Below are 12,390 nucleotides of genomic sequence, written 5' to 3' on the forward strand. Positions count from 1 at the left end.
AGGAGATCACCGACCGCATCATTGCCGAGCTGGAGCGCGGTACCGTGCCATGGGTCAAGCCATGGGGCAGCGCAAAAGCAGGCCTTGGCCTGCCGAGGAATGCTTCCGGCGCGCCAGCCACCGCTCCTGCAGCAAAAGAACAGCAGCTGTCGCAGCATGGCTGAACAAGGCATCTTGTCGGCGTCGAGGAGCTCCGTGCTCGCCTTACGCAGGCGCATAGCTCTGACATGACGTCCGGGAGACTGATGCCGGGCATTCCATCAACAATACCCAACAGCCATCCTGGTCCGAAGCGCATCTAAGCACCTCGATTTCAGGCGTTGGTCGAGCCCGCATTGATCACGGGGTACCCTTTTGGTCCGCTGGAGGAGCGCGGCCGCCCCTCGACAACGGGTTCTTCAGGGTCGCCCGTTCAGGGCCGACGGAAAAAGGGCGCACAAGGCGCGCCCTTCATTTCGGTCGGCTATCAGCAGCCGCCTCCACCTTTCGTTGTTAGAAGCGGTAGGTGACACCTGCGCCTATCAACCAGGGATCGAGGTCCGCCTTCCCCGTCAGCGTCGCGCCGTCGACCGTGACGTCGAAGTCTGGCTTTAGGAAAACCTTCTTCACGTCGAAGTTGACGCCCCAGTGCTGATCCACCATGTAGTCGAACCCGACCTGCAGCGCGGTGCCGAACGTGTTCTTAACATGGAGAGCATCTGCACTGCCGACGTCCTGGTTATAAAAGATCGTGTAGTTCACGCCGGCACCGACATAGGGCTTGAATGCGCCGAAATTGGTAAAATGATACTGCAATGTGAGCGTGGGTGGCAGCAGCCAAACCTTGCCGACATTGCCCAGCGCTCCGATCGCTCCTTGGCCCTCAATGTTGGCATAGGTGGTGCCGAGGATAAGCTCCGCGGCGATGTTGTCCGTGAAGTGATAGGAGATATCGAGCTCCGGCGTAACCGTGTTTGAATAAGAAAGACCAGAGCCGGGCACTGCATTGACGTAGCCCGAATCCTCAGTGACGACCCCCAACGCTCGCAGCCGGATCTGCCAAGGGCTTGGCGCTTCCGTGACCGAGGCTCCAGCCTGCGGGACGCTCGCGGCTTGCGCAAGCTCGGCCGCCACGGCCTGCTGTCCCATCAGCATCAGGATGATGGCCGCTGTTACGCCCCGCCCCACGCCCATTCGCTTTCTCGCCATGATATTCTCTCCTTGCTCTTCAGAAATGATGCGGTGCACTATGAAAAAACCTGCTGGAATCGACGAAGCGCTCATGCGCAGTTTGCGTGGGACAGCGCGCACATTTTATTTGCCCTTTGCTAGCAATCATCGACCTGTACTCACTTGTGAAACGTTGCCCTTTGTCTCCGTGCACCTATCGAACGCCATCGACTTGCCAGCCGATCGCACTGCGAAGGAAATTGGTGCCCAGGGCAATGAATGCGGCCCGCTCACGATTGTTCTTGCCGGAGACGTGCCCGCCTGCGTCGGACTCGTAGAAGTAGGCGGGATAGCCAAGAGCCTGTAGCTTTGCACCCATCTTGCGCGCGTGGCCCGGATGGACGCGGTCGTCTCGCATCCTGGTGGCAAGCAGGATCGGCGGATAGGGCTGTCCTGGTGTCGCGGCGTGGTAGGCCGAGACTTCCTTTAGGAATATCCATTCTTCGGGCTTGTCGGGATCGCCATATTCATCAATCCAGCTCGCGCCCGCCAAAAGCTTGGTGTAGCGGCGCATATCGATAACCGGGACGGTGCAGAACAGCGCGCCGAAACGCTCAGGATAGCGGGTAAGCATATTGGCGATCAAAAGGCCGCCATTTGAGCCGCTCTGGGCGGCAATCCGCCTCGGCAGCGTAATGCCTCTTCGCACGAGGTCGGCGGCAACGGCGGCGAAATCGTCATGGGCGAGACGCTTGCCCTCCCTGCGCCCGGCTTCGTGCCAACGGGTGCCGAACTCTCCGCCACCCCGGATGTTCGCCACCACACAGGTGCCGCGGCGTTCGAGCCACAGCTTGCCGAGCGAGGAGTTGTAGTGGGGCAGGCGCGATAGGCCGAACCCGCCGTAGGCGGTGAGGTGAACCGGGGCATCCCCGTTCCCGTTCGCCGGACCGACCTGCGTATAGGGGATCATCTCACCATCAGTCGAGACTGCCTCGTGGCGCGTGATCACCAGCCCGGATGCGTCGAAATTCTCCGGGTTGCGCTTCAGGATTACTGGAGCGCCGAAAGGCGCCGCGGCGTTGAGGTCTAATAGGAGAAGCTTCGGCGGCGTGATCGGGTCCTGAGCCGAAATGAGGACCTCTCCATTGGTCTCGTGAAGTTCCGCATCGAGCGACCGAAGGTGAACAGTCCCTTCGGTGGGCACGGTGTCCAGCGCTCGGCGCGTCCATTCCTGGCGGTCGGGAGTGAACATCTCCAAACGCGGATCGAGGTTGACGAGGTAGGAGATAATGAGCTTCCCGTTATTCCAGAAGAATGACTGCAGGGAGCGCCTGTCGCCTGTCTCAAAGAGGATGGCAAAACTGCGCTCGCCGGCGATGAAGGAGGAAAGCGAGATGCCGATCAGCGCGTCCCCGGGATGGGTCATCCCTCCCACTGTCCATGGCTTGCGCGGCTTTACCGCCAGCCAGTCGCCGAAGCCGCTCCACGAGGCGTCTCGAGGAAGGTCCATCCGCGTCTTCGGCCCGCTCCTGTCACCGATTCGGCCGATCTTCTCAAAGAAGGTCGACTGCTCGATGAACCAGAGGCGCTCGCTCTCGGCGGTGCGGTCCAGATGGCCGGACACCTCGAGGGATTCGGAACCGGTCTCGAAGATTACCGGCGCGGTGAGCGGATCCGCGCCACGCTTCCACAACCGAACGGTGCGCGCGTAGCCGCAACGGGTGGCCATGCTATCACCAAGCGCACTGGAAAGCAGAAGCGTGTCAGGGTCGAGCCAATTAACCCCGCCCTTGGCCTCCGCGAGGTTGAAACCGTCGGCGACGAAGCTAAGAGACTCCAGATCGAATTCGCGATTCACCACCGCCTCGCTGCCGCCGCGCGACAGGCGTAGAACGGCTCTTTCCCGTCTCTCCGGCTCAACGGACGCGCCGCGCCAGATCCAGTCCTCTCCGTCGCTAGCGGCGAGGGCGTCCAGATCGAGCAGTAGCTCCCACTGGGGCTCAACTTTCATGTAGGCGGCAAGGGTGGTCCGGCGCCACAGTCCGCGCGGATTTCCGGCATCTTGCCAGAAATTGTAGAGGTACGGGCCGCGGCGGGTGATCAAGGGAATCTTTTCAGGACGGTCGAAGATCGCTGTCAGGGCCTCACGGTCGCGATCGAACTGCGTTCCACCGAACTGCTCCAGTGTCCTGGCCGACTGGCTGGCGGTCCAGTCAAGTGCCCGTTCGGCTTTTATATCTTCAAGCCAAAGATAGGGATCATCGTCGGGAGCATTCAGAGTTGGACGGAAATCGAACGCGGTCATGTCCGTACAACCTGAAGAATGAAAGCGCAAAGGCTTCCTTCCGCTTGGGCAAGCTCAGTGTTTGCGGCGGAGACCGCATGCTCGGCGAGCGTGATCATCGATGAGGTGTTCTCAGTTGGTGCGGCGCGGCAGTGCGTTTGCGCATAGGACTTGCATGTGTCGTGCCAACCAGGAAAATCTTTTCAGAACAATATGATCACTTTGATAGCGCTGTGTCTTATGTCCGACATCGTCGTAGTTCCGACAATGACTGCAACGGTAGGCGCCTGATCGATCTAGTGTAAGCGCGGAGCCCATCCATCTGGCGCGGCATCATGATGATGGGCGAGAGATGATGACACTGAAGGAACGTGGAGATTGCGGTGTCAATTTCTATATCTGCGCCTATGTCTGATGATAGAAGTTTCCATGTTCTTGAGGCGGGTCCGAACCGGAGGCAAGCCCGCAGCGTCTGCGGCGCTGGTCGGCGCAAGCGAAGGCACGCTGATCGAGGCGACGCTGAAGCCTGGCGCGAATGTGTCGGCGATCGCGCGAGAGGCTGGAGTGGCGACCTCGCAGTTCGGACCGCCGACGTAGGAATGGGACGCACCGCCCCGGAGCTTCGCCACCGATGCGCATGCTGCATCATGGTCAAATCCACTGCGATCTACCGCATACAAGTCTGCCGCGCGACCTTCGCGCCTGCCTCGGCGAGCTCGCCTCGGAAATCTGTCGTCGGCATTCGGCCCCACCGGAAAGAGCTCCACCTGACCCGGCAAAGCCGGCGCCCGTGCTCGTGACCGTCAAGGACAAGTCGCTTCGCGATGGCCTGCAGCTACCCTTGACCGTCACTGCGGGCGGCGGCCAGTTCGAAGCCAGGTCGGCACGAGCAGATGGGCGCCAATCAGCCGAACGAGGAGATGAGGAAACGAATCAAGCTTGACAATCATCGCCCCCTACAGGTGTAGCTGACGGCTTGGTCGCCGCGCTCTCCCGCATGGGGCCGGGCTCATCAGCGTGCCACGGCTGGCAGGCTGATGAGCGGATCATCGCTCATTTGGCTGATGGTTTCCAGCGTCATGTATCTGGCGCGCTGCACGGCCCATTCGTCGTTCTGTTCGAGCAGGATCGCGCCGACCAGGCGGACGATGGCATCATCCTTGGGAAGACGCCGATGACCTCGGTGCGGCGCTTGATCTCGCCGTTGAGGCGTTCGATCGGGTTGTCGAGTGCAGCTTGGCGCGGTGCTCCCTAGGGGAAAGTCATGTAGGCAAGCACGTCTGGCTCGGCGTCGTCCATGATTGTCGCCAGCTTCGGTACCTTCGGCCGGATCTGGTCGGCGACGGCGCGCCCTTGCGTGCTTGTGGCCTCGGGCGTCCTCGCCTTCGGCGGGCTGATCGCCGCTAAGGCCTTCGACAGCAACACCATCATTGCCGATCTGAACGAACGTGGCGAGCCAAGATCGTCATCTCGCAGCATCCGAGGCGCGCCTTGCCGCTCCCTCTCAATCTCGAACTCTACAAATGGCGTCATCTCATCGATAACTCTTCTGCAAACTCAAGGAGTTCAAGCGTATGGCCATGCGAGCTGACAAAACCGACCAGAGCTTCAACGCAATCATCCATCTCGCTGCCGCCGTCATAAACTCACGATGAACCTCAACAGGCCCTAGAGTGCCATTCAGCTTTTTTTATTTCATTGTAGACACTCCAGCTGAAATGACGCCCTTGACCCTGCCGCTCTGAGCGCAGCACCCGTGGCAGGCGGCGCTTCCATCGTTCACTTCGCGGCAAAGGCCGATGGCGCCCCAGGAAGTGATGAGGGCAGCGCAACCAAAAACGTTTGCCTCGCGGCTTCGGTCCTGCCCTTGACTAGTTGGCGGCGATGTACAGGGATTTCCCGAGAGCCTACGTCGACCGTGCAAAGGCCTGCAACTGCTGAGTGAGAGGAGGGACGCTTGGACGAACACGATCCGAAGGAAGAGCTGATCGAGACGATTTTTCGCAACGGCACAATCACCGTCGTCGGCATTCTGCTTGCCTTTTCGCTCGGCTTCGTCACGCATTGGGCGGCGAACCCCATGCCATGGCGGCTCTACGACCTGTTCGCCGTTGTGCCGATCCTGGTCGGCATCACGTTGCAGTTGCGGGCGCTGTCCCTGCTACTCGACATGAGTTCGTTGCGCCGACCCATCTACGAACGCGCCAACCGCATCTTCATGGCCGGCCTTATCCTGACCGCGTGCGGCGTCGGGCTGGCCATCCTGCTCGATGTCTTCGCAATGTCGATGAAGGGCACGCTGCCCGGCGCTTGACGGCCTGTCCCTGCGCTTTGGAGCTGCCGCAATCGGCCGACGCGACGCGTCAGATCCGAGGGTTCCTAGTGCTTTCCCCCAAGCAGCGTCAGCCTTCTTCCCGAAGAACGCTTTCTCTAGATTGCATTAGCGGATGTTTAGAGCGTCGGCTTGCCGGAAATTACGTCTCGGTGGCATAACCCGCATAGTTTTTATGGTGTTGCCAGGAAGATCGATTCGCGGGCGTGGATGGATAAATGCATTGCGTCAGGAAGAGGCTCGGCAGTTTGCGTGCGCGCATTGCCGAACTGGAGCGCGATCTCGTGGCGATTACACCTCAGGGGCGCCATCGGCGTTTCGAAGCCGGACATGAACTTCGCAATGCGAAGTGCCGCCTGAAGCGTCTCGAGGAATGCATCGCTGAAATACCGGACAAATGTGGCCGTTAGCGCAAGCTTCGCCGCTCTCAATCTTTGCCACGCGGTCGGCTGGTCGGCGGGGAACAGATGCCGATCGTGCGGGTACTCTGTCCGGCAGAGACGCAAGGTTCTGCACTGTCCGTTCATGAACACTTCGTGCTGGTCTCCACAAGAGAAGTATTCTGGTGCAGAAGGTGCCCGATTAGCTATCGGAAAAAGGCGACATCGACGTGCAAATCGGGGGCCGCAGTGAGGCGTCCCCCCCAATGTCGGATTTCCGACAGGATCGTAAATCCGCCAACCCATTGTTTAATAAAATTTCCTTCTTTGGCACGGCCCATGCATGGGACTCTGCGAACGCATCAGCGAGACGTCGTCCATGATCATGCGCACCGAAAATGCCGTCGCCGCAGTGAAAACCGCGCTCTCGCCTGCCATCAAACCGCCGAAAGGCCGGCGCGTCATGGTCGAGCCAGGCGATTGCGCCGGCTTCAAACACCTTAGTGGGCCTGGAAAGCTCCTCGCGTGACGGCAAGGGGGCATCCAGACGGGCGGAAAGGACAAACGTCGTTGCCCCACGTCGCCGGCATGACCCGTCGATTGTCACCGCGCTGGAATGCGCGGGTCCACATACGAAGACCCAAAACGCGCAGGACAAATTCTCGCAAGCCCGGTCGGGCCTGGGGCTCGAAGTCCGTGAGCGGAGGCTAATGGCTATGGCCGATATTCGCCGCGAACAAGCCGCCTAGTGGGAAGACGCTATAGGAGGAAGCAGGTGGAGTTATCTTGCGTTGGGATCGGTGCTGGCCCGTCCAATTTGAGCCTTGCGTGTCAGATACACGAGCAAGTTGGGAAAGGGGCAGTGTTCCTGGATCGGCAGGTCGACTTCCGCTGGCATCCAGGCATCGCATTCGATTCCTCGGAGCTCCAGGTCAGCCACTTCAAGGACCTGGTCACTCTGGTGAATCCGCGATCAGCCTACACTTTCGTAAACTTCCTGCACGAGAACGGGCGTCTGTATCACTTCCTGAACGCACAGTTCGAAGCCGTGCTCAGAGTGGAGTTCGAACAATACCTGAACTGGGTCTTCCACAGGAACCCACTTGTGCGTGGCGGCGAGACAGTGCGCGAAATCCGCTTTGACGGCGAGTTTCAGGTGCGGACGGATAAGGCGGTTCTCGGCGCCAGAAACGTTGTGGTCGGCATTGGCAAGCAGGCGCAAATTCCGCCTCAATTTCAGGGCTGGATTGGACGCAACCTGTTCCACTCATCTGTTTTACTGCACATCCACCCTGAGGTGCGGAGAAAGCATGTCTGCGTGGTCGGCGGTGGCCAGTCGGGAGCCGAGGTGATGTTGCACCTTGTCGGCCTGCCGAACGAACGGCGGCCTGCCTCGATCACTTGGGTCTCGCAGCGCGAAAACTATCTGCCTCTGGACAACAGCCCGTTCACAAACGAGTTGTTCATGCCCTGCTTTTCGGATCGCTTCGCGGCGATGAGCGAGTCGCAGCGTAAGCTGCTCCTGCGGCGTTTCGTGCTTGCTTCGGACGGCATTTCGGAAAGCACGTTGCGCGCGCTCTATCAGGCGCTGTACCGCCATGCATTTTTCGAGCCATACCGATGCGACATCACACTGCGGCCGGGCTGCACCGTCTCGCACTGCATCAACGCCGGACCGGGTCACAGGCTCACCCTGCAGCATGGCATGGACGAGGTCGAAGAAGTCACGGCTGACATCGTCATCCTGGCCACCGGTTACGAGAACGCGGTCCCAAGCTTGTTGGAACCGATCATGGGCCGCTTGGAGCAGATCGACAATGAATTAGCTATTCGCGAGGATTTTTCGGTGAGCTGGGACGGACCGTGTGACAGACGCATCTTCGTACAAAATGCGAGCCTCGGGCAGCGCGGCCTGGCCGATCCGAACCTAAGCTTGCTGGCCTGGCGCGCGCGTCGCATCCTCGATAGCCTACTTGGGCGCGCGCCATGCGCGAACCTCGAGCATCCTGGCTTCATCACTCATACCTCGATCGAGAGCTGGCCCGACCACGGAGCCGAAGAAATGGGCAGTGGAATATGACTCGTATGCTTTTGATCATCGGCGGTGGCATCCTAGGAATGGTGCCCGCCTGCGCTGCGGCGAACCCCGGAGGCTTCTCCGATGTCATCGTAACCGACCAAGCCCTTCGACCAAGCGGCGCATCGCATCACTCTGGTGGGGTGCATTTCCCCTACGGTTGCCAAGGCCGTACCAAGTCGCTCACTCGAAAGACCGCCGTGGCCTTGGCGGCCATGGCTGGGTCGGCAGGTAGCGGATGGTGCCGGCCTTTGGCGATGCGTGTCGTGGTTGAACCGGGTGAAGCGATTGATCCGGCCCAGTTTACGGAACCCCTAGACCCGGCTGAGCCTGACATAGGCAGTCTCGCCCGAGCTTCTGCGGACAATATCCGCCGGAGCGGAACGCACTTGGCATCGCCTCCCTCGTCACGTGAGTCCGTCTCCGTGGACCCGCAACTTGATCAGCGCCCGACCGCCCTAATCGGCATGTCCAACCAAAACCAGTCTTTCCAACAGGAGGCTTTTCGCATGTTGACTGATGCACAAAGAGAAAAGTGGCAGAAGGACGGATACGTCAGGCTCGAAAGGTTCTTCGATCCAGCGGCTCAGGAAGATATCTCTACCTTTGTCGAAGATATGTCACGCTGGGTCGTCAGCGATGATAAATGGCTCATGTGGTTCGAGAAAACGACGGACAATCGAAAGATCACTTCCAAGATGGAGAATTTTCTCGACTTCCATGATCCATTGCGTCGTTTGCTCTTAGAAGATCAGCGCATAAAGTCAGCGGTCGAGGAGTTGCTTGGCGAAGATTCGCGCAGGCTCAAGGAGTTGCTGATTTTCCACTACCCCGACAGCGGCGGCTATCTCCCGCATCAGGACATTTATCACGTTCCACACAAACTCCCCGACCGCATGGTCCATGCGGTGGTTGCCATAGGCATCGACGACTCCGACGAGGAAAATGGCGGGCTTTTCTTCAGCCCCGGCAACCACAAGAAGGGGGTGTTTCCCATGGATGCCGGTGGGGTGATCGACCCTCAAGTTGCCGAAAAGTTCTCCTGGGAACCCGTAGTATGGAAGTCTGGCGACATCTTCATCTTCGACGATTACGCACCGCACTACTCACGACCGAACAAAAGCAATCGTTCTCGGCGGACACTCTACTTGGTGTTCCAGCGGGCTTCAACCGGCGGGCCGACCCGCGCTGAATATAACGTGCTTAAGCGCGCCCTTAACCCGCCCGAGGGGAAAGTGGCCGATCTCGACAATCTCAAGCCGCCAAATGGCATCTTCTATCGCGATTGAGCTCACGCAGGCCAGGCGGAGGCATGCACACGACTGATCGACCGCTCAAAAATGCGCGGACGGTATGGCCGTCTGATTTGCGGGCTCGCGGAGCATCGACCGCAGCCCGTTACGACGCTTTGGCACGTGGATTGCGGAGGTGGTCGCAGGCGGTCTTCTGTGCGCCTACAGCCCGACCAGTGCCCCCCTTGGTCGCCCGCTTGCCGGCCCCAGAGCTGCACTATCTCTGCCCGGGCCGCCAATGGTCAGACTGCCGTTTCTCTCCACGAATTGCACGGGAGGCTGTTGCGTTGGGAGCCGAAATCCCACTGCTTCAACAGGTTAGGTTGGTTGTCATGCGCAAGTACACGTTTTCTCGAACGGAGCTGTCGCGGGCGTTCGGTATCGACACGGCCACGCTTGGAACGGGCAGCGCTCGCACGGGGTTTTCATTCGGAAAGGTTGGACCCGGCGTCACATCCGAGCCCCATCGGCACGACGAAATCGAGGCCTTCGTGGTCCTGTCTGGTGCGGGCAAGGTCACCACCGACCGGGGGGAAATCTCGGTCGAGGCGGGCGATGTCGTTCTGTTTCACCCTTTTGAAGCGCATGTGCTGCGCAACGATGGGGACGAAGACCTAAATTTCGTCGATGTCTACTGGCGAGACGACGCCGCCGCTCATCATGTCGCTGCAAAGCTCACGGCTCCCCGCGCGCCGACTTTCGTCTTCTCCACGCCGCCGACGCCAAATGGCGATCTGCATCTGGGGCATCTTTCCGGCCCCTATTTCGGCGCTGATGTCTATACTCGTTTCCTGCGCATGAAAGGAGTCGAGGCCTATCACCTGACCGGAAGCGATGATTTCCAAAGCTACGTCGCGACACGCGCCGATGCCGATCAATCGACGCCGGCAAATGTGGCGCGCTACTATGCCGACGAGATTCGCGCCACGCTTGCACTTCTCGATTGTGAGGTCCACAGCTTCCAAGCCACGATGGGCGATGACGGTTATGGCGAGTTTCAAACCGCCTGTTTCCGCAGTCTTCTGAGCAGCACGGCGATAGATCTACGCCAGAGCCCTGCGCTTTTCGATGCCGTGACAGGCCGTTATCTTTACGAATCGGATGTTAGCGGCCTCTGCCCCGATTGCGGCGGCTCCGCGGGTGGCAACATCTGCGAGGAATGCGGCGCCCCAAACCTTTGCCACGACCTGCGTGCAGCCCAATCACGGCAGTCTACGGAGGCGCCGCTGGTCGGCTCCGTCCGCCGCGCTGAACTTGCGCTGGACCAATGCTTCGACAATGTCGACCGGCATCTAAGGGCGTCTGGGGTCCCGCTACGGATCTTGGATCTCTTCGCACGCGTACGCCGACGCGGGAAATTTTCAGTGCCCATTACCCACCCCTCGGACTGGGGCCTGCCGGCGGAAGGGTTCCCGGGGCAAGTGATCTGGGTCTGGCCGGAGATGGCCTTCGGTTTTCTTTACAACATCCAGGCGCTCGGCCGCTCGATGGGTCGCAACTGGAAGGCGGAGATGCCCGGCAACGACTGGCAGATTGTCCATTTCTTCGGCTTCGACAATTCGTTCTACCACGCGCTACTCTACCCCGCTCTTTACGCCGAGGTCTTCTCCCACTGGAAGCCACGCATCCGCTATCACGTCAACGAGTTCTACCTGCTCGACGGCAAGAAGTTCTCAACCAGCTGCCGCCATGCGGTCTGGGGCAAGGAGGTTCTGAGCCCAAAGACAGTCGACGTCGTGCGCCTTCATTTGGGCCTGACACGCCCGGAAGGTGAGCGGACGGATTTCACGCTGGACGCGCTGCGCCGCACCGAGAACGAGGTGTTCCAAAGCATCTGGCTGAACTGGCTTGAGGCGTTGAACCAGGAAATCAAGCAGGATTTTGCCGGCCGTGTACCCGATGCAGGCGACTGGAGCCCGGTCGACCGCGCCTTCTTTGCTCGCATAGAGATCTATCGCGCTGCGATGGAGCGCGCCTATTCGGACGAAGGCTTCTCGGTTCGGCGCGCGGCCACTCAGGTCTGCGAATTCGTGCGCGATTGCGTGATCTACCGCGGGGCGCGAGACTTTGCGGCGGCGCGACGTTTCTATCCCGCCCGCAATCGGACTTCGCTAGCCCTTCAGACGACGGCCGCTGCGATCCTGGCACCGACACTCGCTCCGCTGATGCCCCGCTTCGCCAGAACGCTGGCGCGAGGCATCGATGGCGCCTCAACCGAAACATGGCCCCGGTCCGTCCAGCGCCTTGCGCCCGGGACGCGCTTTGATCTCGGACCCGTGTTGGTGTTCTACGCCAAATCCGGCAATCCTCATCTCGATGACGAGGAAACACTATGAGCCCAAAGGTGCACCAGTGAGCTGTCCCCATCTCGACCAGATCTGCGCGGCAATCAAAGCCGACGATGCCAAATATCTTGACTCGCTGTCACTGGCGAGGGAAGCCGCTCTGAATGGCAGAGACTAGATTAGCTGACCTGAACCAACGCGTCGTCAAACAACCCTGGCCCGCCCCTTCAAGGACCGCTCGGCCGATCGCTTCCCAGCCCTTGCTGTTCGTGCCGAACCAACCTCTTCGGCATCGGGATTTCCGTCCTCCAGCCGGTCAAGGCTGTCATTCGGTTCGACCCGCTTGGTCAACCTGGCGCGCCCTGGACCGTGCGCCGATCACCAATGTGGATGCGAATGTGATGGTTCCTTCGATTCTGTCCGAGCGTGTACCGGCGCGGCAGTCAGCCGAAGAACAGCTGAGCTACTGATATCGGAATGTAGCAGGTCCAAATTCTGCCCCTGAAGGTCGCGTCCCCACAGGTGGTGTAGCTCGGCGGTAGCGAAGCCGCTCGCGAGCGCGCTCTCGATAGCGCTGTAGCGAGCGAGCGG

Annotated in this window: 9 protein-coding genes and 2 pseudogenes; 7 read left to right on the plus strand and 4 right to left on the minus strand. The window is 60.1% G+C overall.

The window, feature by feature from the left end:
- Positions 1-107 (plus strand): annotated as a pseudogene (locus NKJ37_RS31480) (ArdC-like ssDNA-binding domain-containing protein); the annotation flags it as partial.
- A 385-nt stretch (positions 108-492) separates the two neighbouring features.
- On the opposite strand, the gene NKJ37_RS31485 reads toward NKJ37_RS31480, so the two are convergent.
- Positions 493-1,188, minus strand: coding sequence for an OmpW/AlkL family protein (locus NKJ37_RS31485; protein WP_502902040.1), 696 nt, complete (start codon positions 1,186-1,188; stop codon positions 493-495).
- 175 nt (positions 1,189-1,363) lie between these two features.
- On the minus strand, positions 1,364-3,454 hold the full coding sequence (locus NKJ37_RS31490; protein WP_352776402.1) for a prolyl oligopeptidase family serine peptidase: 2,091 nt from the start codon (positions 3,452-3,454) through the stop codon (positions 1,364-1,366).
- 408 nt (positions 3,455-3,862) lie between these two features.
- Between NKJ37_RS31490 and NKJ37_RS31495 the strand changes: the two genes are divergently transcribed.
- Entirely contained in the window at positions 3,863-4,030 is a 168-nt protein-coding gene (locus NKJ37_RS31495) for a hypothetical protein (protein WP_352776403.1), read from the plus strand.
- 415 nt (positions 4,031-4,445) lie between these two features.
- On the opposite strand, the pseudogene NKJ37_RS31500 reads toward NKJ37_RS31495, so the two are convergent.
- Positions 4,446-4,804: pseudogene (locus NKJ37_RS31500) on the minus strand (transposase); the annotation flags it as partial.
- 586 nt (positions 4,805-5,390) lie between these two features.
- On the opposite strand from NKJ37_RS31500, the gene NKJ37_RS31505 reads away from it, so the two are divergent.
- Complete coding sequence (locus NKJ37_RS31505; RefSeq protein ID WP_023736366.1) at positions 5,391-5,747, plus strand: hypothetical protein; 357 nt, start codon at positions 5,391-5,393, stop codon at positions 5,745-5,747.
- A gap of 191 nt (positions 5,748-5,938) precedes the next feature.
- Here the strand turns inward: NKJ37_RS31505 and NKJ37_RS31510 are convergent, their stop codons facing one another.
- Positions 5,939-6,292, minus strand: coding sequence for a hypothetical protein (locus NKJ37_RS31510; protein ID WP_352776404.1), 354 nt, complete (start codon positions 6,290-6,292; stop codon positions 5,939-5,941).
- A 232-nt stretch (positions 6,293-6,524) separates the two neighbouring features.
- Between NKJ37_RS31510 and NKJ37_RS31515 the strand changes: the two genes are divergently transcribed.
- The 4 genes from NKJ37_RS31515 (at position 6,525) to NKJ37_RS31530 (ending at position 11,850) form a co-directional block, all read left to right on the plus strand.
- Positions 6,525-6,674 carry a hypothetical protein gene (locus NKJ37_RS31515; RefSeq protein ID WP_502902039.1) on the plus strand — a complete coding sequence of 50 codons (150 nt, stop codon included), beginning with the start codon at positions 6,525-6,527 and terminating at the stop codon, positions 6,672-6,674.
- 246 nt (positions 6,675-6,920) lie between these two features.
- Positions 6,921-8,225, plus strand: a complete 1,305-nt coding sequence (locus tag NKJ37_RS31520) for a lysine N(6)-hydroxylase/L-ornithine N(5)-oxygenase family protein (RefSeq protein WP_352776405.1) — start codon at positions 6,921-6,923, stop codon at positions 8,223-8,225.
- Positions 8,226-8,731: 506 nt separating this feature from the next.
- Positions 8,732-9,511 (plus strand): phytanoyl-CoA dioxygenase family protein, encoded by a 780-nt coding sequence (locus NKJ37_RS31525; RefSeq protein ID WP_352609994.1) that lies wholly within the window; start codon positions 8,732-8,734, stop codon positions 9,509-9,511.
- Positions 9,512-9,846: 335 nt separating this feature from the next.
- Entirely contained in the window at positions 9,847-11,850 is a 2,004-nt protein-coding gene (locus NKJ37_RS31530) for a class I tRNA ligase family protein (protein WP_352776407.1), read from the plus strand.
- The last annotated feature ends 540 nt before the right edge of the window (positions 11,851-12,390 follow it).

It is taken from the genome of Mesorhizobium sp. M0140, from assembly GCF_040322475.1.
GTDB lineage: Bacteria > Pseudomonadota > Alphaproteobacteria > Rhizobiales > Rhizobiaceae > Mesorhizobium.

Coding starts and splice junctions, on each gene's coding strand:
- NKJ37_RS31485 (WP_502902040.1), bottom strand. CDS start 1,188: ATGGCGAGAAAGCGAATGGGCGTGGGGCGGGGCGTAACAGCGGCCATC.
- NKJ37_RS31490 (WP_352776402.1), bottom strand. CDS start 3,454: ATGACCGCGTTCGATTTCCGTCCAACTCTGAATGCTCCCGACGATGAT.
- NKJ37_RS31495 (WP_352776403.1), top strand. CDS start 3,863: ATGTTCTTGAGGCGGGTCCGAACCGGAGGCAAGCCCGCAGCGTCTGCG.
- NKJ37_RS31510 (WP_352776404.1), bottom strand. CDS start 6,292: ATGAACGGACAGTGCAGAACCTTGCGTCTCTGCCGGACAGAGTACCCG.
- NKJ37_RS31515 (WP_502902039.1), top strand. CDS start 6,525: ATGATCATGCGCACCGAAAATGCCGTCGCCGCAGTGAAAACCGCGCTC.
- NKJ37_RS31525 (WP_352609994.1), top strand. CDS start 8,732: ATGTTGACTGATGCACAAAGAGAAAAGTGGCAGAAGGACGGATACGTC.
- NKJ37_RS31530 (WP_352776407.1), top strand. CDS start 9,847: ATGCGCAAGTACACGTTTTCTCGAACGGAGCTGTCGCGGGCGTTCGGT.